We start from the raw sequence: 22,788 nt of genomic DNA, 5'->3' as shown, positions 1-22,788 counted from the left end.
GGAATACGAAACAAACTTGTTAAAATAAAAATCGGTAATAGAAACTTTAAAAAGAAAGAAGATGAAATAATGTCAGAACACAAACAATTGAGTAATATAAAGCTCTCAGTACTTGATTTATCACCCATAGTAAAAGGTGGAACCGTTTCAGACTCTTTTAAAAATACTCTTGAGCTTGCTCAGTATGCTGAAAAGTGGGGCTATCACCGATACTGGATGGCTGAACACCATAATATGCCTTTTATAGGTAGCTCTGCCACCTCTGTACTCATCGGGCACGTTGCAGGAGGAACATCTAAAATCCGTGTTGGATCAGGGGGGATTATGCTTCCAAACCATCCTCCATTAGTGATCGCTGAGCAATTCGGGACCTTGGAAACATTATATCCAGGACGTATTGATTTAGGATTAGGACGTGCTCCCGGTACCGATCAATTAACCGCTCAGGCTTTAAGACGTCACACCGGAAGTGACGGCAATGATTTTCCGCAGTTATTAGAAGAGCTTCGCAGCTATTTCGAACCATTATCTGAGGGAAGTGGAAAGCGTGTACGGGCCATTCCAGGACAAGGTTTAAACATACCGATCTGGCTTCTTGGCTCAAGTGGTTTCAGTGCTCAGCTTGCCGGACAGCTTGGACTGCCATTTGCATTTGCCAGTCATTTTTCACCTGAAAATACCATACCGGCTCTGGACTTGTACCGTCGTTCCTTCCAGCCTTCAGATGTGCTGGATGAGCCTTACGCCATGGTGGGACTTAATGTTGTTGCCGCTGAAAGTGATGAAGAAGCAGAGTATCTTGGCACTACCTTACAGCTGCAATTTTTAAACCTGATCCGCAACACCGAATTGCCGTTGCAGCCGCCTGTTGAAAACATTGATAACATCTGTACAGAGTATGAAAAAACACTTCTAGAGCGACAGCTTGGCTCTTCTATATTCGGGGGAGCGACAACTGTTAAGCAGAAAATGCAAAAGTTTCTTGATGAAACCCAGGCTGATGAAATCATGGTTAACGCTCAAATCTATGACCATGAAAAACGACTCCGCTCCTTTGAAATTGTTTCTGACATTGTGAAAAATTAATAGAAAAGGATCGGCAGAATTTAATTTCCAGCCGATCCTTTTTATTACTCTTCCCAAAACAAATCATCCAACGTTTTTGATAAAGCTTTGCAAATAGCAATACATAGCTTTAAGCTTGGATTATATTTTCCCAATTCAATTAATCCAATCGTTTGCCTTGAAACACCAACTTGTTTAGCCAATTCTTCTTGTGATAAGTCTTTCTCTACTCGTGCCACTTTCAGCTTCATATTTTTCATTTTCTTACCACCATTACGAATTTCCATCATTGAGGTTTTTCTCTTCAGCACATTTACTTCTTTTTTTAGCTATAAAATAAGTGACCGCCATAAGTGCAGCTAAAATCGGGACATAAATCATAAATGATACTAAAAATACAAGACCAAAATAATAAATGGTTTGAGTCGTGCCTTCGGCATACGATACAGCGCTATGAATTCCCATATATAAAGAAAGAATAACCCCTGTTGCTAACCCAATAACAACATGCTTCTTTCGAACCGGCCATTTGCTGTTTCTGTCATGTATCTCCACTTCAGCAGAAAAAATCCCCATACTAGTTGATCTGATTCCATAATAAAGCCCCTGCGCCATTAAAATAATAAGCTCAGTTGCTACCAAGTTAATATTAACACCGTACAGAAAAAATTTTATTGCCACTGATATAAGAAGCATAGCTAAGACGAATCCATGTATTTCTTTGTATATCTGATTCTTTGCTTGCGTAATACGCTCATCGTTTACAATCATGCCATCCATCCTGTTCCTAATTAGTTTATCGTTATGTTTATTATATATTATAATTTACTTTTTGCAATATATATTTGTCATTTAGCCTTTGCGAAGACGTAATGGAACAGCTTCCTGAAGTGTTAGCTCATATGGATGAAGTACCACGCTCCATTCCTTGCCTAAATACACTTATTAAATTTTATGCGATGATTGATGAATTTGAAAAAGCCCGCAACAGGCTGATAACATGCCTTGTGGAAAACCCGTGGATCCTCCAAAACAGTGTTGAACAGCGGCTCCTTAAAAGCATTAAATTGGTATCTCAACCATAGTAAAATGATTAAAAAACACGACATCATAATACATATGCGTTATCAATTTCCAAGGAAATGTCAGTACCGTTAAACAACGGAATAAAAGCAACAATAGTTGACGTAGAGACAACAGGATTATCCAGAGTTCGAGTTGAAATCGTGGAAATTGGCGTTATGTTCTGCAGGTTCGACAAAATTTCCGGGGAAATAATGGGGTAATCGGAGAAATAAATAATTTAAACGAGCCGAGTTTCCCCATCCCAACCTCTGTTTCCCGTATTCACGGAATTACAGATTCAGATGTGGCTGGAAAAAGATTAGATTATGAGAAATTTGATAGAATTTTTGCTGAGACGGATATCATTATTGCTCATAATGCCAGCTTTGACAGCAGCTTTATTCAGCGTTACTTCCCTGCACCTAAAGACATTCCATGGCATTGCTCTGTAAAGGACATCGCCTGGAAAAGCTATGGTTTCCCAACCAGAAAACTGCTGGACTTGTGCCGTTACCACCGTATTACCAACCACCAAACCCATCGTGCGCTTGATGATGTCAAGCTGACTGTACAGTTATTGCAGCAACGTAACCCTGCAGGAAATTATTATGTGAAGGAATTGCTCGACAGCACAAAACAACCCTCCTAATGTTTTTGGGAGGGTTGTTTTGGGGTTGTTATCAGCAATTTGTAGAAATTTATCATCGAGAAATTTGTCGCCACAGTAAAAATCTACTCCATTTCAGCGAATTATACATTTACCAAAGACTGGTTCATTACATCCACCAGCCTCTTCATTCCTTTTTCAATCTCATCCGGCTCGGCATTGGTGAAGTTCAAGCGAAGTGTATTTTGGGCCGGGTTGTTAACGTAAAACGGAGCTCCCGGCACAAAGGCTACGCCATTATCTACCGCTTCATTCAAAAGAGCAGTTGTGTTAACAGATGCTGGCATAGACACCCAGAAAAACATGCCGCCCTTTGGCTCTGTATACTGAATTGGCAGATCGTCACCCTTATCAAAAATATCTTTCATCACCAGCATTCTTTCTTTATAAGCTTTTCCAAGTGTCCGAATATGCTCATCAAGGTCAAACTCACGCATTAGATGAATGAGAGCGTGCTGGGATAAAGAATTTGTGTGAAGATCTGTGGCTTGTTTTGCCTGCGCCATCATACGAATTATTTGGTAAGGACCAGCGATCCATCCTGTACGCATTGCCGGTACTACCGTCTTTGAAAAAGTACTCGTATATACAACATATTTATTGTCGTCCATGGAGGCAAGCGGTGGAACGTTTTCGTTTTCATCAAATTGGATATCACCATAGGGGTCATCTTCAAAAATGATCGTATGATATTTTTTCGCAAGCTTTAAAAGCTGCTTCCTACGCTCCAATGACCATACTTTCCCGCCAGGGTTCGAATAAGTTGGCACCACATAAATGCACTTTGGTTTTAAACGTTGAATTTTCTCTTCCAGGTCGTCTTGTACCATTCCGTGTTCATCTGAATCTACCGGCACAATGTTTACTTCATATGATTGAAAGACCTGGAGAGCTGCTAGATACGTGGGGTTCTCAGTTAAAATAATGTCGCCTGGATTAAACATCACTCTTGCGAATAAGTCTATCGCCTGCTGTGAACCAGAAGTTATTAGCACATGCTCTGGATCCCGGTTAATTTCTTTATCTGCCATCCGCTTTGCCAACTGTTCCCTTAACGCAGGTACCCCCTCTGTTTCTCCGTATTGAAGAGCTTTTGGATCAGACAGCAGAGCCTGGTCAAATGCTCTTCTTACTTCATGTACAGGAAATAGTTTTTCATCCGGAAGACCACCGGCAAATGAAATGACATTTCCTTTGTTAACAACTTTCAAAATATCCCGGACAGCCGACGACTGCATGTGATATACACGCTTGGCAAATCCATATTTCATTACTCTCTCCACCTCTTTATCTCTCACAAATCATAGAAAAGTCTGAATATATATTTAAAATATCTTCATATTGTATCATATCTAGAGAGGGAAAGGCGCTTAAAATTTCAAGTTCTACTCTTTAACAATAATATAAAGCTAAAATCGTTCGATATATACCATTACAAAAACTTGGCTTGCCGCCAAGTCCAAATGGAGGAAGCCTTAGTCTTTACTTAAACTTTAATCCTTTAACAAAGTTAAAATTTACTAAAGTATATATTACAGGAGGGTTTATATGGGTAGCTGCAGGACTTTTATATTTGGTTTACTTAACAAAATCCTTCCAGCATCCACTGCCAGAATATAAACCGCAAAGCAATGCTGCCGTTCAAGAAGAAAAAGCTGTGTAATATTTATATTAATATAATAAAAAAGCCCACACATGCAAGGGCGTTTTTTATTATTTCCAAAAGATATGTTCTGCCTGCAGGTTTTCTTTAATCGTTAGTAATCCATATGAGAAATAAGGAAGCTTGCGTTTATCAGTGGCAGATCCCGGGTTAAACAACATGGTTTTTCCCATATATCGAAGCAGCGGCAAATGGGAATGGCCGAAAATAATAACATCTAATTCTTCATCAAACGCTTCCACTGCTCGTTTTTCTGTCGTTTTCTTTTCTCCGTGGCCATGTACAATACCAATTTTGAAGCCTTGCACCTCGATCACTTTTCTCTCAGGCAGTACTTTTCTAATTTCTTCGTCATCGACATTTCCATAAACTCCATGCAGTTCTCCGTAACTCTTTAGTTCATTATAAACATCCATTGTTTTCCAGTCTCCCGCATGAATAACCGTATCAGCACTCTCAAGTTCCTTGGTCAACTGATGAGGCAGCGTTTTGGCTTTTTTGGGCATATGTGTATCAGAAATGACTAATATCTTCATTACGGCCCTCCCAACATGTTTATTTCTATTAAAAAAACGGGAAAAAAGAAAGACAATGTAACGAAGGAGGACTTACAGATGAACATGACCATTGCTAACAAAGAAGCTATATTGGATCAATACTTATATACGAGATACTTGACTGAAAAAATTACTGAACCCTTAGAAACAGAAGACTTTGTTGTTCAGGCCATGTCTGATGTCAGTCCGCCTAAATGGCACCTTGCCCATACTACCTAGTTTTTTGAAGAGTTTATTTTAAAGCATTTTGTTCAAGGCTATAAAGAGTTTTTTGATAATGCCAGGTTATTGTTTAATTCTTATTATGAAACGTTTAGCAAACCATTTCCTAAATCAGCTTTATATCACGCCTTACTGTTAAAGACATTAAAAACTACCGCAATCATGTAGATGAGGCAATCTCCTCCTACCTATCCAATGCAGAAATGTGGGATGATGAGATTTCTTCCCTGCTTGTCCTTGGCATTCACCACGAACAACAACACCAGGAACACCGATATCAAGTATAATTTTTCTATTGTTCCCTGTTTATCAAAGATCAAAAACCTATGAAAATGCAGGTGTATCTGCTGCGGAATGGATTGATGTGGAAGAAGAGCTGGTAACGATCGGAACAAATGAAGTAAATTTTTCGTTTGATAATGAACGGCCTGCTCATAAACACTATCTGTATTCTTATTCGATCGCTGACAGACCCGTCACCAATAAGGAATACATCGAATTCATCAATGATGGCGGCTATGAAACCCCATCCTTTTGGCTTGCTGAGGGCTGGGAGGCTGTACAAAAAAATAATTGGAACGCCCCTCTTTATTGGGAAAAGCACGATGGAACCTGGTATCAGTTTACCCTGTCCGGTTTGAAGGAAGTTCGCGGCAATGACCCCGTCACTCATGTTAGTTATTTTGAAGCGGATGCATTTGCCAGGTGGGCTGGGTCCGTCTGCCAAGTGAACAAGAATGGGAATGGGCTTTTCGGCATGAAAAATCAGATGGACAATTTTTAGAATCTGGGATTTATCATCCAAAATTAAAGCCGGGAAGAAATGCATTTGGCTCGGTGTGGGAATGGACTCGAAGCCCTTATACACCATATCCTGAATGTGCACGTCCGGATGGCGCGCTTGGAGAATACAATGCGAAGTTTATGAGCAGCCAGATGGTGCTTAGAGGCGGTTCTTGCACGACCCCGGAAGGACATGCCCGCTTGACGTACCGGAACTTCTTTCACCCTGATAAACGCTGGCAGTTCAATGGTATACGTCTTGCTAAAGATTATTAAATACTGAGTCTTAAAGCAGAATTTTTTACATCCGATTGTACATCATATTAAGATGGATCTTGTAGAAAAGAAAGGGAGGTTTTTATATTGTCAAAACGTATTCTCATGGTTGTAACCAATCACACCACAATAACAGATGACCACAAAACGGGTCTTTGGCTCGAGGAATTTGCTGTGCCATACAATGTTTTTAAAGACAACGGCTATGAAGTGAAAGTAACAAGCATTGAAGGCGGAGAAGTTCCGCTTGACCCAAACAGCATTGAAGACCGTGCTGAATGGAAAACAGCAGAGGAAGAACTGAAAAACACGGCTGCATTGAGTGAAAATGATACAGAAGGTTTTGATGCCATTTTCCTTCCTGGCGGACATGGAACGATGTTTGACTTTCCAGAAAACAAAACACTGCAAAATGTATTGCAGCATTTTGCAGAAAATAATAAAGTTATCAGCGCCGTTTGCCACGGGCCTGCAGGTCTTGTGAATGCCACATATGCGGACGGCACACCGCTTGTGAAAGGAAAAAATGTTTCTGCTTTTACAGATGAAGAAGAGATCGAAATGCAGTTAGATACGCACATGCCATTTATGCTCGAAACAAAGCTGCGTGAAAAAGGTGCAAACATTAAGCGCGGTGAAAAATGGACGGACTTCTCTGTTGCTGATGGAAACCTTGTTACCGGGCAAAATCCACAGTCAAGCAAGAGTACCGCAGAAAAAGTAGTTGACGCATTAAACTAGACAAAAACATTTTTTAGAAAGGCTGTCTTCAAAGAATTTCTTTGATGCAGCCTTCTTTTTTTCAATTTTATTTAAAAATTTACACCTGTTAGAATGTTTGTTATTCTTTATTAGATTCTTAAACTTAATATGAAAGAAAGAAGGAATCAATTATGACAAACTTACACCAACCGCCTTTTCGTGCAGACCATGTTGGCAGTTTATTACGTTCTGGACGTATAAAAGAAGCACGACTGCAATATGAAAAGGAGGAGATTACAGCTGATGAGCTTCGCAGTATTGAAGATGAAGAAATCATTCGCATCGTTGAAAAACAAAAAGAAGCTGGACTTCAAGCTGTAACAGACGGAGAATTCCGCCGGGGCTGGTGGCATTTCGATTTTCTCGAAGATCTTGATGGGGTTGAAGGATATAACACGGACAGTGGTATTCAATTTAAAAACACGCAAACGAAGTCACGAGCCATTAAAGTAAACGGAAAACTCGGTTTTTCCGACCACCCGATGCTCGAAGACTTTAAGTTTTTAAATAACACAGCGGGTGATCATACTGCTAAAATGACGATACCAAGCCCTAGTATGCTGCACTTCCGCGGAGAAATAGATGAAAGTGTATACAATAATAATGAAGCATTTTTCCACGATTTAGCTTCTACATACAAACAAGCTATCCAGGCTTTTTATGATGCAGGATGCCGGTACTTGCAGCTTGATGACACGTCCTGGGCTTACTTTTGTTCAGATGAACAGCTGGACAAAATCAGAGAACGTGGTCATAATCCCGAAAAATTGAAAACCTGGTACAGAAAAATGATTAATGAAGCTATTTCTGATAGACCTGCTGATATGAAAATTACAATGCATATTTGCCGTGGAAACTTCCGCTCAACGTGGATTTCTTCTGGCGGTTATGAGCCTGTTGCCGAATTATTGTTTAATGGATTAAATATTGACGGCTTTTTCCTTGAGTATGACAGTGATCGCGCAGGAGGATTTGAACCACTTCGCTTTGTTAAGAGAAAAGATTTGCAAATTGTGCTGGGCTTGATTACTTCTAAATCTGGGGCGTTAGAAGACACAGAGGAAGTAAAACGCCGCATTGAAGAAGCATCTCAATATGTGCCTTTAAACCAGCTGAACTTGAGTCCTCAATGTGGGTTTGCTTCTACAGAAGAAGGCAACTTACTAACAGAAGAAGAACAATGGGCAAAACTTCGTCATGTAACAGAAATTGCAGCTGCCGTTTGGAAATAAAATAACCAAAGCGAGAATTAACATTTAGTGCTGAAAAAAAGAGACATATCATTGCTGCCCCTCTAGGAGTGATATGTCTTTTTTGTTTGAAACTCTTTTTACTGAGAAGCCTGGTACGTTATTCAAACGTCTTTTCCTACAAAACCACTGTTCGGGTTACTGCCCTTTGCTGGATACTACCCTTTGTGGACTAAACTTCTTATTCATACCATGCTTTTTTAGGACGATTAGCTGGATAACCGTACTTAGCTCGGTAAATCTTTCGCTCTTCCGTAAACTCAAACCATTGTTTGCTGCTATCTGAATATCGTGCATGGTGTACCATGCAGCGTAACTGATCCTCTACACACGGATCTGTCCAAACACCCAGCTTTTGTTCGAGTTCATCCAGCCAGTCTGCGCCGCTTTTCTTTGCCATATCTCCAAGGGACAGAATCCCTAATACAAATACAACCTGTTCAGCCCCCTTTACCCCAATAGAAGGTAATTGTTGAAAGAGGGCTAATGCTTTTAAAATCTCTGCTCTCTCCATTGCACACCCCAGAACAAAGGCAATTTCATCGGTACGGCACGTATGTAAATTTGTAAGGTTGATTCTTTTTTTACGAAGAGCTTTCCGTTCGCTCTCAGTTAAAGGGAGTTTAGGTCTTTTCATTTTTATCATACTTTCTCCTTTGCAACTATTTGTCAAAGTTTTTTTACAGGGTACAAAGGGTATAATTGGGCAGCGCTTTCATAATTAAAATAATCTCGTTTTTTCTGTAATATAATTTTCTTCATGTTTTCTTTTCCCATTTCATCCATATAGCTATAAGCTTTTATAAAATCAGTACCGGCTGAGGCTTCATTTCGTTCTTCTTTACAGCATCCCCGTTGATAATAGAGCTGTCCGATATACAACATATTTCCGCACTGAACAGACTGGCGTATCCCTTGATTTACTATTTTCTCAGCTTCTTCTATACTTCCGCAGTCAAATAAAGTCTTACCGTAATTATAATATACCTTTGGCAAAAAAGATGGATCTGTCTCTAACATTTTCTCTTGTTTAATGATAGTTTCATAACAATCAAATGACTTCTCATAATTCTGCTTTTCCGCATATAATATCGCCAAGCTGTTACGCATTTTACTATCCAGTCCTTCTGCCATATTCATAAACTTTTCTTCTGTTTGCACTAATGATTGTTCTATCTTTTTAATACACTGATCTACGGTAATGTGACCGGTTTGATAGGATGCAACAGCATAACGCCAATTGATGTAGCTGAATAAGGCTTCATCATTCAATACATAATCTTGTTTCAACTCTGCTCTTGCCAGTTCATACACTTCTTCATAATTTTTGTGGCTTACAAGTTCATCTATCCACTCTTTTATTTCACGGATATAATCTTCTCTTTCACGCATAGATGCCTCTAATAAAAATGTGATTGGTACCTTTAGTTTTAAAGACATGTAATATAATATTTGAAGGGTAGGAAACACTTTGCCTGCCTCAATCCTGCTCACTTCAGATTGGTTGCAAATACTGCCGGCCAATTCTTGCTGAGACAAACCGCGAAGTTTTCTATAATATTGAATTTCTTTTCCGAGTCGGTTTATGTCCATGTTCTCCCTCCAATATGCATTTATGCATCATATTATTAATATCTTGCTTCTTATTCACCAAATTATTAAATAATCGAAGCAGAACGCCAATAACTCTGTTATCCCACATTTCGCTTTACGAAATGATTTTTATATAATTAATACTACCACTTCTCAAGGGGGAAGCCACGTGAAATCAATACTTTTAAAATATTTATTCGTCACGGCGATTGTTATCCCGCTGTCACTAAGTAGTGTATCAGCAGACTCAGCATCTGAAGCTGAGAATGTGAAAACAGTCGATCTTCCGTACGAACATTAACCCACGTACTAACCCTTTGTAGGTTTCATTAAATATCCCCTCTTTTCCCCATGCCCAGCATGGGATTTTTTTGGTTCTGCTAAGTCAATAAACCTGCCAAACTAAATATGCAAAATTACATACATTTTATCGAATGATGTGCTAAATCCTCTTTCTTTTCCTCTATTATTCTCTTATCTTAATTATTTAAAAATTCATTCTTTTTATCATTCTATTATACTAAATCTATCAAGATAAAGGAGGTATAATCTATGAAAAAAAATTGGGTGGGCTGGCTGGCTGGTACTGCCATAATTTCTGGACTGTTTATCTGTTCAGGACAAGCTCAAGCAGAACAAGCAGAAAGAAACGAATATTTAATAGGTTTTAACACGGAAGTTGGAGAAGAAGAGTTTGAAGAGGTGAAACAAGCAAACGGGGAAGTAGAACATGAATTTGAATATATGAGCGTTTTAGAGGTAACCCTTCCGAAACAAGCTGCAAACGCCCTTGAAAATAATCCAAATATTGAATTTATTGAAGAAAATGAAGAAATGGAAACCTTGGAACAACAAATACCATGGGGATTAGATAGGCTTGAAGCTCCTGATGTACATGGAGACGGGATCAGCGGGAACGGTGTAAAGGTTGCTGTGCTGGATAGTGGTATTGACGGAAATCATGAGGATTTACACGTTGCTGGCGGAGTAAGCTTTGTTGATAGTGAACCAGACCCTCAAACAGATAGAAACGGTCATGGCACCCACGTTGCCGGCACAATAGCATCGTTGGATAATAATACAGGGGTATTGGGAATGTCTCCTCAAGCTGAGTTATATGCTGTTAAAGTACTGGGTGCAGATGGCAGCGGTGATTTCAGCAGCATTGCTCAAGGACTGGAATGGTCTATTGATAATAATATGGACATCGTCAATATGAGTCTTGGTGGTACTATGGGATCTCAAGCACTTGAAGAAGCGAGCGACAATGCTTATGAAGCTGGAATTACCGTCATTGCAGCGGCCGGAAACTCTGGTTCTTTGGGCTTTTTTAATACGATTAACTACCCGGCAAAGTATGATTCCGTTATGGCTGTTGGAGCAGTTGATGAAAACGACAACCGCGCTTCTTTTTCAAGTGTTGGGGAAGAGCTTGAAGTCATGGCTCCAGGGGTCAATGTTTTAAGTACAACGCCTAATGATAATTACGAAGCGTTTGACGGTACTTCTATGGCCTCGCCTCACGTCGCCGGTGCTGCTTCCCTTATGCTTGACAATGATCCCAGTCTATCAAGTGAAGAAATTCGTCAAAAGCTAAATGCTACAGCAGACCCTCTTGGTGATTCTTTCTATTATGGCAATGGCATCGTTAACCTCAAGGCTGCTTTACAATAGTTTTTGCTCGTAGCTAACATAGCTTTGGATAAGGGATCCTTAATTTTCATAAATTCCTTATCTATGAAAGTATTCGGGGCAGGACAATTCTTTTTGACGTTTTGCGGTCAATAAAATGTAATGAAAGCCCTTTCAGCAAAAAAGAAGAGGTCATCCCCTGCTTGGGACTCCCTCTTCTTTTTTACTTGTTTTCATCTTCTGCCACTATTAAATATTGGCGGTGTAAATCTTTCAAGGCAGCTATTAATGCATTTGTAGCTTTTCCTCTATATTGTGTTTCGATTAATTTCTCCGCTTCTTCCACACCATTTTTAATACTGATCCCTTTTAAAATTTCATGAATGTACTGGCGGCCATGGTCCGTTGCCAGTGTACAGGATGCTTCGATAATCACTCCATACTGCCGGTCGACTTCCGCTGTAATCGTTAGTGAGTTAAAAATACTTTGAGCTGCCATCCCCTGCGGCAGCCTGGCATGCCCAGCTATGAAACAAGTATGAAAAATAGCCATCGGAGTCCTCCCATCGTTTCGTCATCTCTATTTATTATACAAGTAGTAGAAGAGAATGGACAGGAGTCCTGTTGTTTTAACAGGTTAAATGACTCCGTTTTCCTTCAACACTCTTATTTCTTTTTCAGACAGCCCATAATCCATTAATATATCCTCTGTATGCTCTCCTAATATAGGAGGATGAGATGTTGCTTCTACCCTTGTATTTGTAAATTTAATTGGGTTTCGTACTGTTTTTATTTCTCCTAAAGTGGGATGACTGCTGTTTTGCACCATCTGCCGTGCTCTGACTTGCGGATGATTGAAAACTTGTTCTACATTATTAACCGGACCGCATGGAATCATTGCTGAAGATAGGAGCTCTTCCCATTCGTCTGCCCCTTTTTTTACAAACTCAGACTCCAGTAATTCTCTTAACTCTGTTCTATTTTCAATACGATCTGCATTCGTTTTAAACCGGGGGTCTTCTTTCCATTCAGGATGCCCCATCATTTCTGTTAATTGATAAAACATGCGGTCATTTCCTGCTGCCACCATAATGGGTTTATCTGCACATTGGAAAGTCTCGTATGGCGTGATATTACCGTGCGCATTTCCCATTCTTTTAGAGATATGCCCTTTTAACAAATAGCTGCTTACAATATTTCCAAGTGAAGCGACTTGAATATCCAAAAGAGATAAATCAATTCTCTCCCCATCCCCATTCATATCTCGTTTCCTTAATGCTGCTAGAATACTTATGGCCACATAATGAGAAGTCATAATGTCAACAACAGGTGTGCCTACTCTAGTTGCTTCCGAATCAGGGTGGCCGGTAATATCCATAAGACCTCCCACGGCTTGGATTACCGGGTCGTAACCTGGCAGATTTTTATATGGTCCTGTTTGGCCATACCCTGTTACCGAACAAAGAATAATGTCTTCTTTTAGTTGTTTCAGTGTTTCATAACCTAAACCTAAACGATCGAGCGTTCCTGTTTTGAAGTTTTCAATGATAACATCTGCTTTGGACGCCATCTTTTTAAATAATGCTTTTCCTTCGTCTTTTTTTAAATTAATTGTTACTGACTTTTTATTCCGGTTAGCAGAAAGGTAATATGTGCTTTCTTCATCAACAAACGGCCACCAGTGCCTTATATCATCTTTTCCTTCAGGAGCCTCTATCCGAATAACTTCAGCTCCGAGGTCTGCTAACTGCATGGAACCGAGCGGTCCCGCTAAAACACGGGATAAATCCAGGATTTTTATTCCTTCTAGAGGTTTATTCATTTTTTCCACTCCCATCCGATTCGTTTGTGTTAAAGAGCTTTTACAAGACCGCCATCTGCGACAAACGTTTGTCCCGTTACATAGGTGTTCGCTCCAGAACAAAGAAATACTGCTTGTTTTGCAAATTCTTCTGGCTGGCCGTAACGTCCTATTGGGATGTTTTTTTCTGTTTCTTCTCTTACTTGCTCATATGTCTTACCAAGTTTTTCGCCTCTTTTTTCATCCAGCTGAGCTACACGATCCGTTGCTATACGGCCTGGACCGAGGGTATTAATTAATATATTATCGGCCGCTAATTCCTGGGACAGACTTTTTGCTAAACCTACAATTCCTGCCCGGAACGTATTTGATAAAATCAGATTATCAAGAGTCTGTTTAACAGAAGATGATGCGAAATTCATAATTTTTCCTTCTTGTTGTTGCTGCATGTAAGGCATCACCTCACGGATAAGCCGGATAAAGCTGAGTAAATTTAATTCAAATGCATGCTGCCAAGCTTCGTCATCAAAGTTTTCAAATGTACCTGCTGGCGGCCCGCCAGCATTATTTACCAGAACATCCACTGCACCGTAATCAGACACCGCTCGTTCTACCAATTTTTTTATAGATTCCGCATCTGTAATGTCGCACACTAAATATGAAACATGTGGATTATTGGTTTCTTCTTGTATTTCTTTGGCCGTTTTTTCCAGTTCTTCTGCATTTCGGCTTGATATAAGGACGCGTGCTTCTTCTCTTGCAAATTCTTTGGCGGTGGCTTTTCCAAGTCCTTTACTAGCTGCTGTCACAATCACTGATTTATCTTTTAAATATAGATCCATCCTTACCTGCCTCCATTGCTGTATATTAGTGTTTTTTCAAGTCCTTCACTTGGTTTCCTAACGGCGTAAATCCATCGATATGACACTCTACCCGGTCTCCATCGTTGATATGAATGGCCCCGGGCGTACCCGTAGAAATAATATCACCTGGTTTTAAAGTCATTACTTTGGAGTGAAAAGAAACGAGGTTCCACGGTGTAAACGTCATATTCGCTACATTATTTTTACGGTGGAGACTGCCGTTTATCACAGTTGCTACGTTTAATTGGTGTACATCTTCCACCTCATCGGTCGTAACAAGCTCCGGGCCGAAACTAAAAAACGTATCAAAACTTTTAGAACGGGTTAAATAGCGGGGATTTTTTTCTAATATATCTTCTGCTGTCATATCAATAATCGTTGTATACCCAGCTATATAATTGACGGCCTCTTCTTCTGAGACGTCTTTGCACTCTTTTCCTATAATAAGTCCTAGTTCTGCTTCAGCCGTTGTCCGTTCAGATTGCTGAGGAATCTCAATGACATCCTCTGGTCCGATAATTGTCGTAGCGGGTTTCATAAAGCTTGCCGGTTCTGTGCTGGGTGCTTTTTCACTCAGGTCTGAAGCATGAGCCACATAATTCAGTCCAATACCCCAAATTTTTTCCGGATGCCTATATAATGGCTGAAATTTATCCGCAGAAAGTTTCTTCTCCATTAAAATTTCATGTTTGTTTTCGTTATACCATTTGGTTAAATCAGATAATTCTTCATTTTCAATTAATGAAAAAATCGTATTTGACCAACTTAATGAAAATTTTTCGTTAATATCTGATATTTTTATTTGCTTGTCTTCTGTTACTATCACAGCTTGTTCTTGATTTTTTTCAATGATTTGAGCGAGTCTCATCTTGTACCTTCCTTTCTATCTATTAAGCATGAACGTGGTCATCGTTAATAATAAAGAGAGCTTCATTTTTTTGAATAAATCTTTCTATATTCTGAAAAGCAGTGCCAAGCACTTTGTTTAACGTATCCTTCGTCCCCGCTCCAATATGAGAAGTCGCAATGACTTCTTCCATAGAAAGAAGAGGATTTTCTTTTGGAACAGGTTCTTCTTCCCAAACATCTACTGCTGCTCCGGCTATCTTCTTATATTGCAACGCTTCTGCTAAAGCTTTTTCATCTACAGTGCCTCCTCTTGAAACATTAACCAAAATGGCACTGGACTTCATCGTTTTCAGTTCCCGATTCCCGATAATATGCCGAGTCTCTGGAAGGAGAGGCACATGCACGCTAAGAATATCTGATTCTTTTATTAAGGTGTTTAAAGAAACATAGGTTAAATTTCGTTTTGTCTCTTCTTCTTTTGAAAGTCGCAATTTATCAAAGTATAAGATAGACGTTCCAAACGCTTGCGAGCGTTTAGCTACTTCTTTACCAATGTTTCCAAGCCCAATTAATCCGTGAGTTTTCCCTTCCATTTCAAAAGAACTTGTGCGGACCGACCACATCGGCCAGTTACCTGATGTTGTTTGCTCATGGACATAAGGAAGCTTCCTATAAAGAGCTAAAGTAAGTAAAATCGTCAGTTCAGCAACTCCTGCAGCATTCATCCCCGGTGTGTTAGCTACCGGAATTCCTTTTTTGCTTGCGGTTTCGACATCAATATTATCAACGCCGACCCCTGTCTTTTGGATAAACTTTAAATTTTCTGCTTTTTCAATAGTGGAGCCGCTTATTTTTTCAGTTGCAACTAAAAACGCATCTGCCTCTTTAATATGATTTTCTAATGATTCATCCGAAAGCTCCTTGGCAAAATAAAGACTTACCGATGCCGGAGCAGCTGCTTGAATAACATGTTTAAAAGCAGGATTCACTTCATCAAAGTACAACACATTTACTGTCATCCTTACACACCACCTTTCTTAACGAACACGTGTAATGCAAAACAATTCATCGTGGCCAAGAATTTCAGATTTCACCCCTTTACCAGAAGCAACATCCAACATTTCGTTATAAATTTCTTCTCCTTTTTCCTTCAGTATTTTCGTACCTTCAATCACTTCTTCTACATTTATGTCAATATTTTCAAACATTCTATGATAGGTCTTTGAATTGCCTGTTATTTCGCGCGCTTTTTTAATGCCTTCTTGAATAGCTTTCAACGAATCTCCTTCTTTTTGAATAACAACGGTTTCTACCATTTTTTTGGATGGACGTATTCCAACTGCTAACTCATACGGAGAAAAACGCTCACAGCCCAGACCAACTACTAAAACGCCTGCATAGTTCGGATTTCTGCCAATTTGGATAAGAGTCTTTGCCGTTATTTCTAGGTCTTCCCCCACTTAGCTGCAGCCCACCGGGTGACGAAAATAAACGGAACCTGGCACCTGGTAAGCAATTCGCTCAGCTACTTTACCAGAACAAAAAACCGAGGAATTATAGCTATTTCATTGCGAATACCCACTGTTCCGTTTTCGCAGGCGTAACCGAAAAAAGTATCGGTCATGATTTCTGTCCCCTTTCACAATACATATTGTGGTTATAAATCCAACTCCCTTTTTTAACCGGCAGCTGCATCCTTCCAATTACCTCTCCGTATTTAATAACAGTTTCATCTTTTTCTAAATCTGTCATTGCTATTTTGTGGACGAAATCTATGGTTTCAAGAACTCTTATCGTTTCTTCTTCTTTTTCTTTCCGAACGGTACATTGTTCACCTTCATTTATTTTTTGCAGCGCGACACTTACATTGTCTTTTTCATCAATAAGAAAAGACATATTTTGCTCTGTTTACTCAATATTCAACTTGCTGCTCATATCCATTCCCCTTTATACAGAAGATTTTTCATTCAACCTCATTGCCAGCTCTCCCTGTTGATTAAAGGTCAAGGAAAACCGTTTGCCTTTTTTTAAAGGAATGTTCTGTTTTTCCATTTCATGAAGTGCTTGTTTGCTGACATACATTTTCTCTAAATGCAGCGTATTAGGGATTTGAAGGAATATAATTTGGTCCATGTCCACATCCGGTCCGAGACTGTTACATGCCGTTTCAATGGCTTCTTTCTCTGTATCATAAATAAACGGAAGCATGGCCCTGCGCAGATAGGTGCTTGTTAAAGCATTCGTATAGGTGACGTGACGGTCGATCTGATCAGCTAAACGCTGCGTAATAAAGTCTGCTAAACCTACTCCCTGGGCATTTCCAAATGATTCCTCCGAAAGATTCAGCACAGCGATCCGATTTACTGCAGGAGATGAAGGCTCTGGTACTCCGTCAATCCTCCACCTTCCAATAATGTTAGGATCCATTCCAGTACCGCTGTAATTTTTACCCATTTCTTCAATCACAAGGACATCTATCTTATCTAAAGGAAGTTGCGGCATCATACTTTTTGATTGTTCCAACAGTTCCGCTTCCTTTTCGAACCACCGCTCTCTTTCTACTCCTTTAATAACAGCTGTTTTATCATAAGCATTTTCTACAATCGCAAGCCCCATAATGGCCGGACCTTTTTCAAGACATGTCTTGCATACATCTGTAATGTTCTCTTCCATTTTTAAAGCCCCGTGACTGTGAACAAAAGTGGCTCCACGGATTTTCCCGAGCCCGATTGTCACCATTTTACTGAGCCCGCTTTCCACATTTCCTCGAAAAGCAGTGTGTGCCTTTATTCGGTTCACGACAATAATTCCATCTGCATGAAAAGCGTGTTTATCCATATAAGCCGGAACACCATTTTCGGTATAACCAATCAGCTCTACATCCATAGAACTTCGAACTTCTGCTCCCATGGTCTTATCTGTAATACCTAGATGCTGAAGTACCTCTAATTGCCCCTCAGCTGTTGCACCGCCGTGGCTCCCCATAGCTGGAACAAGAAACGGGGTATATCCAAAGCTTCGAACTGCGTCCAATGTATCCTTAAGAATACCGTCAATATTATAAATGCCCCTGCTTCCTGCTGTAATAGCAATCTCCCCGCCAGCAGGTAGATGGTTCTGTTTTAACTGGCTCTCTACTTCTTTAAAAATGGTTTCGCGTGTATAATTTAATGTTTTTTCTGGAAATTGGAGTTCTGCTTCAATTATTTGCAATTCTCTCACCCCTTTTTTGGAATGATGACAGACATTTTCGAACACTCGCCTGCGGGGCGGTCAAAATTGGAATTTCTACCTGGGACGCCATGTTCGCTGTATGAGCCATGCTGTATTGGGAAAGCACCACTGCTTCTACTTTATTTTTTAAAGAGGAGATCATTTCTAACACTAATTTGTCATGTCCTTTACGCTCTCCTTTTTCCAATCGCTCCATCGCAAGCGTATTCACTTCTGTTATCACCTCTGTCGCTGGTCCAATCTGATGTAAATATTTTATTAACGGCGGAGCGGTTTCACGAACAGTAGCAATCAAGCCAATCTTCTTATATTTAGATGCTTCCTCTAGTACGGCTTCATCGGAGCGAAAAACCGGCACCGAAGCGAATGGCGCAATTTGGTCACGGACTCCATTAAAGGCCGAGCATGTCATTTGAATGGCATCTACTTTCAATTCTTCTGCCTTGCTGCAAAGATCAGTTAAACGCCTCAAAATAGCTGGAGTAATCTCCTTGTATTTTTTTAAAAGATACAACATACCAGTATCCATTAAATGATAAATCTCTATATGAGGGGCTGCTGCTTGAAAAGCCTTGTCGATTGGTTCCAGTGATGATTTCAGCGCATGTATACACGCAACTTTCAATTTCCCCGCCTCCTTTTTAAATTGTTAAATAATTAATGAAATAAATAATGACGGATAAAACTGTCATGGTCACCGCCGCGTATGGAACATTCAACCAGCCTACTGCCATGGGAGAACGCCTTAACAAATTACCAAGGGTTAAATTAAGAGCTGCCACCGGAGAAACAGCTGTAGATAGAGACCACCCTGCTATAAGAGCGAGCCCGAATGCTTCTACACTAATGGTTAAATCCGAAACTGAAATGCTTGCTCCAATTAACGACACGGTTAAAATTTGATGTATTCCAGCAGCCCCTAATAAAACAATAATTAAAATAGTCGAGAATATAACAATAAAGGGCGACAACCTGGTCAGATATTCATAAACATCTGCTATAACTATTGAAATACTTGTTGTTTTCACCATTTCCGCGAAAAATGCTGCAGCTATAAAAAGAATAGCTTCGTTATGTATTCGCGGTAAAATGTGGTCTTTATAATGACGCAGAGACTTTCCAAATTCTTTTTTCTTTTTTAAACAAGCCATCCATACAACAGGATAGATAAAGGCTATAAAACTTATTAAGATAACAAGATTCACTTGAAAGATTTGTTCTAATATAAAGAGAGATGCAAACATTCCGACAAAAACAGAGGTCAATTCGAGACCTTTTTTCCAGGACAATTTTTCCTTCTGATTTGATTTTGCTTCAAGAATCACCCTGTTTTCAACATCATTATGACTTTCTTTTAAGCTCATCAGTACAGCAGCAGCCATACCGGCTATCATCATCAGCACTCCCCAGAGAATAAACGGAAAAATCGGCAGGCTTAACATGCTTAGTACAATAGCAACTCCTGCAAAATACGGCGACCAGCACATAGCTAAGCTAAATCCTTGCGAAACAGATTTAATATAAAATTTGGGATCTCTTTGAATTTCTTCGTAAAACAGTTCATACGTAATTCGAACCGATCCCAAATTCATAAATGACGAAAGCGTTCCAGTAAGCACCACTATATTTGAAAATATTTTAATTGGTGTTTTCAAAAAACGATGAGCAATCGAAGAAACATATTCTACATAACCTCCTGCTTGAAGGGGATAAGCAAAAAGAGGAACGGAAACAAACAGAGCAACTAATGGTAAATTTTCAATAAGAGAGTTCTGCCAGTACAGGAAAGACAATGGCTGGGAAAAATACACAACATGCCCTGCCGTAAGCAATAGACCCGTCATGACTTTTGGAAACATTGACATAAAGGGAAAAGAATACATTATAAGAAAGACAGTTAAAGCTACTAAAATGTATTTCCCAGGCCAATTAAAAAAAGCTGATAGAATAAATATAACGGCAAGGGCCAGCAGCAGATACCCTCTTGATATAGATAATCGCCTGCCCCATTTTCCTGCAGCATTCAAGGCATTCCCCTCACTTACCTCAATCGATTATTCTCTGACTGCAAAGATTCTGCCACTAAAAAGTCAAAATCACAGCCTTTGTCTGCTTGAAGAACATGCTCTCGATATAACTTCTCATATCCTCTTATGGAGGAGCAGGTGCTTTTTTGTCTTTCCTTTTTGCGATTTTCAAGTTCTTGATCATCCACCAAAAGGTCAAGCTTTCTGGCTGGTACATCAAGCCTGATAAAATCTCCGTTTTCAACAAGATCCAGCGGTCCTCCTACCGCTGATTCCGGGGCCACGTGAAGAACGACGGTTCCAAAAGCAGTTCCGCTCATGCGGCAATCCGAAATTCTAACCATATCACGAACGCCTCTTTTTAAAAGCTTGGCTGGAATAGGAAGCATTCCCGCTTCTGGCATCCCAGGAGCGCCAACAGGTCCTGTATTTTTCAAAACTAGAATGTCATCTGGTTCCACATCAAGATCAGGATCTTCTACCTTGTTCTGCATGTCTTTCACAGACTCAAAAACAACAGCACGACCTTCATGAACCAGCAAATGTTCGGATGCTGCTTTTGGCTTTATGACGGCCCCATTAGGAGCCAAACTTCCCCGCAAAAAGGCAATTCCTTCACCCTCATGTAATGGAGCATCCGCAGGCTTTATGACATGCCGGTAATGGGATGATAAGGTTACATCTTTTAAATTATCAACATGGCTTTCACCCGTAACGGTAAGCTGATCAGTATAAAAGTATGATTCTAGCTCTTTCATAACAGCCCTGGCTCCCCCAGCGTAATAGAATTCCTGCATTTGATATTTTCCGGCTGGTCTTAAATTAGCGATAAACGGCGTCTCTCTGCCAATTTCATCAAAACGTTCTAGTGGCAGTTCAATACCTAACCTTCCGGCAATTGCAACTAAGTGAATCACCGCATTGGTAGAACCGCCGATTGCCATAAGCATTCGAACTGCATTTTCAAAAGCTTTTTCTGTCATAATATAAGACGGAAGAAGCTGCTCATGAACAAGCTTAACAATCTGCTTTCCTGCACTCTGTGCTTCTTCTAGTTTTCTATTATCTGCAGCTGGGATAGCTGCACCGCCAGGAAGCATCATGCCAAGTGCTTCAGATGCAGCTGCCATCGTGCTGGCGCTTCCCATAACCATGCAATGACCGGCTGTAGGAGCTAGTGCCTTATTTATTTCTTCTAATTCTTCTTCATCCACCGTACCGCTTCTGTATTCCTGCCAGAAATAACGGCAATCAGAACAGGCTCCTAATGTCTGCCCTTCGTATTCGCCGTTGTTCATAGGTCCTCCCGTAATCATAATAGATGGGATATTGGCACTGGCCGCTCCCATTAACTGAGCTGGAGTCATTTTGTCACAGCCCCCGATAAGCACTACACCATCTAATGGCTGAGCACGTATCATTTCTTCCGTGTCCATTGCTGCTAAATTTCTATATAACATTGTAGTTGGACTGGTGAAGCTTTCCCCAAGAGAAATGGTAGGAAACTCTAACGGAATCCCTCCCGCCATTAATACTCCTCGTTTAATGGCTTCTACTATTCTATCGAAATGGGTATGACAACGGTTCACTTCACTTTTGGTATTGCAAATTCCGATAACCGGTTTCTCCCAATCTTCCGCACTATGACCCATATGCCTTGCAAATGCCCTGCGCAAAAATAAACTAAATCCTTCATCACCATAAGAGGCCGCTTGTCTTCGCTTTGTCATAATTCAGCTACCTCCCTACTTTGCAAACGTTATAAGTTTCTTTTTTTAAAGCTATGAATTAAGTCCATTTTGTTTCTTTCAATATGAAATTCCACAATCGATTTCACTACTTTTTCATCTTTTGTGCTTAGCGCTTCAAAAATTTGTCGGTGTTCTTTACGGGATTTATGGTGACTATTTTTTAACAGCCTTGGACTAGATATTGGCAAAAATCCTGTCCATAATAGTTCCACGTTTTGTTTTACTCTTCTCCAAGGACACCTCTCAATCATTTTTTGGTGATACTTTTTATTTAGATTTGAATAAAAGTCAATATTTTTATCCGTTAAATCCAAGTTCTCCATTTCTATAAGAATGCTCTCAATTTCTTCTAAATCCCTGTCGGTGATAAAAGGCAGTGCTTTCTCCATAGCCAAACTTTCATTAACCACTCTAAGGGTGTAAATCTCTTCAATATCTTCTGGCGTAATAGGACAGACAACTGCACCTTTTCTTGGTACGTTTTTTACTATCCCTTCTAGTTCGAGCCGAATTAAAGCTTCACGTATAGGCATACGGCTAACCCCGAGCTTTTTGGCCCATTCTTCCTGTACAATTCGATCCCCGCGCTTAAATTCCCCTAATAAAATGGCTCTTCTTAATGAATCAGCTACCTCATCTTCAATAGTTCGTTTTTCTTCTTTAAATACGGAATGCTGCAAATCAATCACCCCCGCTTTTAGAAAAACTAAAATTGCATCCTAATTCTC

At 40.0% G+C, this 22,788-nt stretch carries 27 protein-coding genes; 9 read left to right on the top strand and 18 right to left on the bottom strand.

All coding sequences use genetic code 11. The features are described 5' to 3' along the window. The first annotated feature begins 69 nt into the window (after window positions 1-69). Window positions 70-1,086 carry an LLM class flavin-dependent oxidoreductase gene (locus tag ACE1TI_RS15135; RefSeq protein WP_375008405.1) on the top strand — a complete coding sequence of 339 codons (1,017 nt, stop codon included), beginning with the start codon at window positions 70-72 and terminating at the stop codon, window positions 1,084-1,086. A gap of 44 nt (window positions 1,087-1,130) precedes the next feature. Here the strand turns inward: ACE1TI_RS15135 and ACE1TI_RS15130 are convergent, their stop codons facing one another. Continuing rightward, a complete protein-coding gene (locus tag ACE1TI_RS15130) occupies window positions 1,131-1,325 on the bottom strand; it encodes a helix-turn-helix transcriptional regulator (protein WP_375008427.1) in 195 nt (64 codons plus the stop codon). Between the two features lie 13 nt (window positions 1,326-1,338). Next, entirely contained in the window at window positions 1,339-1,836 is a 498-nt protein-coding gene (locus ACE1TI_RS15125; RefSeq protein WP_375008404.1) for a DUF6773 family protein, read from the bottom strand. Window positions 1,837-2,311: 475 nt separating this feature from the next. Between ACE1TI_RS15125 and ACE1TI_RS15120 the strand changes: the two genes are divergently transcribed. Further along, window positions 2,312-2,779 (top strand): exonuclease domain-containing protein, encoded by a 468-nt coding sequence (locus ACE1TI_RS15120; RefSeq protein ID WP_375008426.1) that lies wholly within the window; start codon window positions 2,312-2,314, stop codon window positions 2,777-2,779. Between the two features lie 101 nt (window positions 2,780-2,880). Here the strand turns inward: ACE1TI_RS15120 and ACE1TI_RS15115 are convergent, their stop codons facing one another. Further along, window positions 2,881-4,068, bottom strand: a complete 1,188-nt coding sequence (locus ACE1TI_RS15115; RefSeq protein ID WP_375008403.1) for an aminotransferase-like domain-containing protein — start codon at window positions 4,066-4,068, stop codon at window positions 2,881-2,883. 442 nt (window positions 4,069-4,510) lie between these two features. Then, window positions 4,511-4,996 carry a metallophosphoesterase family protein gene (locus tag ACE1TI_RS15110; RefSeq protein WP_375008402.1) on the bottom strand — a complete coding sequence of 162 codons (486 nt, stop codon included), beginning with the start codon at window positions 4,994-4,996 and terminating at the stop codon, window positions 4,511-4,513. 78 nt (window positions 4,997-5,074) lie between these two features. On the opposite strand from ACE1TI_RS15110, the gene ACE1TI_RS15105 reads away from it, so the two are divergent. The 5 genes from ACE1TI_RS15105 to ACE1TI_RS15085 all read left to right on the top strand — a co-directional run bounded on the left by ACE1TI_RS15105 (window position 5,075) and on the right by ACE1TI_RS15085 (window position 8,292). Next, window positions 5,075-5,236, top strand: coding sequence for a hypothetical protein (locus ACE1TI_RS15105; protein ID WP_375008401.1), 162 nt, complete (start codon window positions 5,075-5,077; stop codon window positions 5,234-5,236). Window positions 5,237-5,534: 298 nt separating this feature from the next. Beyond that, window positions 5,535-6,023, top strand: a complete 489-nt coding sequence (locus tag ACE1TI_RS15100) for an SUMF1/EgtB/PvdO family nonheme iron enzyme (RefSeq protein WP_375008400.1) — start codon at window positions 5,535-5,537, stop codon at window positions 6,021-6,023. After that, entirely contained in the window at window positions 5,945-6,298 is a 354-nt protein-coding gene (locus ACE1TI_RS15095) for an SUMF1/EgtB/PvdO family nonheme iron enzyme (RefSeq protein ID WP_375008399.1), read from the top strand. Before ACE1TI_RS15100 ends, ACE1TI_RS15095 begins: the two co-directional genes overlap by 79 nt. Window positions 6,299-6,385: 87 nt before the next feature. Beyond that, window positions 6,386-7,039 carry a type 1 glutamine amidotransferase domain-containing protein gene (locus ACE1TI_RS15090; RefSeq protein ID WP_375008398.1) on the top strand — a complete coding sequence of 218 codons (654 nt, stop codon included), beginning with the start codon at window positions 6,386-6,388 and terminating at the stop codon, window positions 7,037-7,039. Window positions 7,040-7,191: 152 nt separating this feature from the next. Beyond that, a complete protein-coding gene (locus tag ACE1TI_RS15085; protein WP_375008397.1) occupies window positions 7,192-8,292 on the top strand; it encodes a 5-methyltetrahydropteroyltriglutamate--homocysteine S-methyltransferase in 1,101 nt (366 codons plus the stop codon). Between the two features lie 199 nt (window positions 8,293-8,491). Here ACE1TI_RS15085 and ACE1TI_RS15080 read toward each other — a convergent pair whose 3' ends face one another. Further along, window positions 8,492-8,947 carry a helix-hairpin-helix domain-containing protein gene (locus ACE1TI_RS15080; RefSeq protein WP_375008396.1) on the bottom strand — a complete coding sequence of 152 codons (456 nt, stop codon included), beginning with the start codon at window positions 8,945-8,947 and terminating at the stop codon, window positions 8,492-8,494. A gap of 32 nt (window positions 8,948-8,979) precedes the next feature. Further along, window positions 8,980-9,903, bottom strand: coding sequence for a helix-turn-helix domain-containing protein (locus tag ACE1TI_RS15075; RefSeq protein ID WP_375008395.1), 924 nt, complete (start codon window positions 9,901-9,903; stop codon window positions 8,980-8,982). A 169-nt stretch (window positions 9,904-10,072) separates the two neighbouring features. Here ACE1TI_RS15075 and ACE1TI_RS15070 point away from each other — a divergent pair, with 169 nt between their 5' ends. Together ACE1TI_RS15070 and ACE1TI_RS15065 are read left to right on the top strand one after the other, a co-directional pair. Next, window positions 10,073-10,204, top strand: a complete 132-nt coding sequence (locus ACE1TI_RS15070) for a hypothetical protein (RefSeq protein ID WP_375008394.1) — start codon at window positions 10,073-10,075, stop codon at window positions 10,202-10,204. A gap of 251 nt (window positions 10,205-10,455) precedes the next feature. Beyond that, a complete protein-coding gene (locus ACE1TI_RS15065) occupies window positions 10,456-11,577 on the top strand; it encodes a S8 family peptidase (protein WP_375008393.1) in 1,122 nt (373 codons plus the stop codon). A gap of 181 nt (window positions 11,578-11,758) precedes the next feature. Here ACE1TI_RS15065 and ACE1TI_RS15060 read toward each other — a convergent pair whose 3' ends face one another. From ACE1TI_RS15060 to ACE1TI_RS15005, 12 genes are all read right to left on the bottom strand, one after another. After that, entirely contained in the window at window positions 11,759-12,088 is a 330-nt protein-coding gene (locus tag ACE1TI_RS15060; RefSeq protein ID WP_375008392.1) for a DUF3870 domain-containing protein, read from the bottom strand. An 84-nt stretch (window positions 12,089-12,172) separates the two neighbouring features. Continuing rightward, complete coding sequence (locus ACE1TI_RS15055) at window positions 12,173-13,357, bottom strand: CaiB/BaiF CoA transferase family protein (protein ID WP_375008391.1); 1,185 nt, start codon at window positions 13,355-13,357, stop codon at window positions 12,173-12,175. Window positions 13,358-13,386: 29 nt separating this feature from the next. Further along, window positions 13,387-14,178: an SDR family oxidoreductase gene (locus ACE1TI_RS15050; protein WP_375008390.1), complete on the bottom strand. Its 792-nt coding sequence runs from the start codon at window positions 14,176-14,178 to the stop codon at window positions 13,387-13,389. Between the two features lie 25 nt (window positions 14,179-14,203). Beyond that, the gene (locus ACE1TI_RS15045; protein ID WP_375008389.1) at window positions 14,204-15,067 is read right to left on the bottom strand and encodes a fumarylacetoacetate hydrolase family protein; all 864 of its coding nucleotides are present in this window, start codon (window positions 15,065-15,067) and stop codon (window positions 14,204-14,206) included. A gap of 22 nt (window positions 15,068-15,089) precedes the next feature. Continuing rightward, a complete protein-coding gene (locus ACE1TI_RS15040) occupies window positions 15,090-16,067 on the bottom strand; it encodes a 2-hydroxyacid dehydrogenase (RefSeq protein WP_375008388.1) in 978 nt (325 codons plus the stop codon). A gap of 18 nt (window positions 16,068-16,085) precedes the next feature. Continuing rightward, on the bottom strand, window positions 16,086-16,508 hold the full coding sequence (locus tag ACE1TI_RS15035) for a UxaA family hydrolase (protein ID WP_375008387.1): 423 nt from the start codon (window positions 16,506-16,508) through the stop codon (window positions 16,086-16,088). 160 nt (window positions 16,509-16,668) lie between these two features. Beyond that, the gene (locus ACE1TI_RS15030; protein ID WP_375008386.1) at window positions 16,669-16,944 is read right to left on the bottom strand and encodes a UxaA family hydrolase; all 276 of its coding nucleotides are present in this window, start codon (window positions 16,942-16,944) and stop codon (window positions 16,669-16,671) included. Window positions 16,945-16,995: 51 nt separating this feature from the next. Then, window positions 16,996-18,261, bottom strand: a complete 1,266-nt coding sequence (locus tag ACE1TI_RS15025; protein ID WP_375008385.1) for a nickel pincer cofactor-dependent isomerase, group 22 — start codon at window positions 18,259-18,261, stop codon at window positions 16,996-16,998. Then, window positions 18,248-18,907 carry an aspartate/glutamate racemase family protein gene (locus tag ACE1TI_RS15020; protein ID WP_375008384.1) on the bottom strand — a complete coding sequence of 220 codons (660 nt, stop codon included), beginning with the start codon at window positions 18,905-18,907 and terminating at the stop codon, window positions 18,248-18,250. Before ACE1TI_RS15020 ends, ACE1TI_RS15025 begins: the two co-directional genes overlap by 14 nt. 16 nt (window positions 18,908-18,923) lie before the next feature. Beyond that, entirely contained in the window at window positions 18,924-20,309 is a 1,386-nt protein-coding gene (locus tag ACE1TI_RS15015) for a hypothetical protein (RefSeq protein ID WP_375008383.1), read from the bottom strand. A 14-nt stretch (window positions 20,310-20,323) separates the two neighbouring features. After that, window positions 20,324-22,039: an IlvD/Edd family dehydratase gene (locus ACE1TI_RS15010; RefSeq protein ID WP_375008382.1), complete on the bottom strand. Its 1,716-nt coding sequence runs from the start codon at window positions 22,037-22,039 to the stop codon at window positions 20,324-20,326. 29 nt (window positions 22,040-22,068) lie between these two features. After that, window positions 22,069-22,740, bottom strand: coding sequence for a GntR family transcriptional regulator (locus ACE1TI_RS15005; RefSeq protein ID WP_375008381.1), 672 nt, complete (start codon window positions 22,738-22,740; stop codon window positions 22,069-22,071). Window positions 22,741-22,788: the final 48 nt, after the last annotated feature.

This window comes from Alteribacillus sp. JSM 102045, assembly GCF_041949975.1.
Lineage (GTDB): Bacteria > Bacillota > Bacilli > Bacillales > Marinococcaceae > Alteribacillus.
Note: the sequence above shows the minus strand (reverse complement) of the source record. Positions and strands in the feature narration are given on the sequence as shown.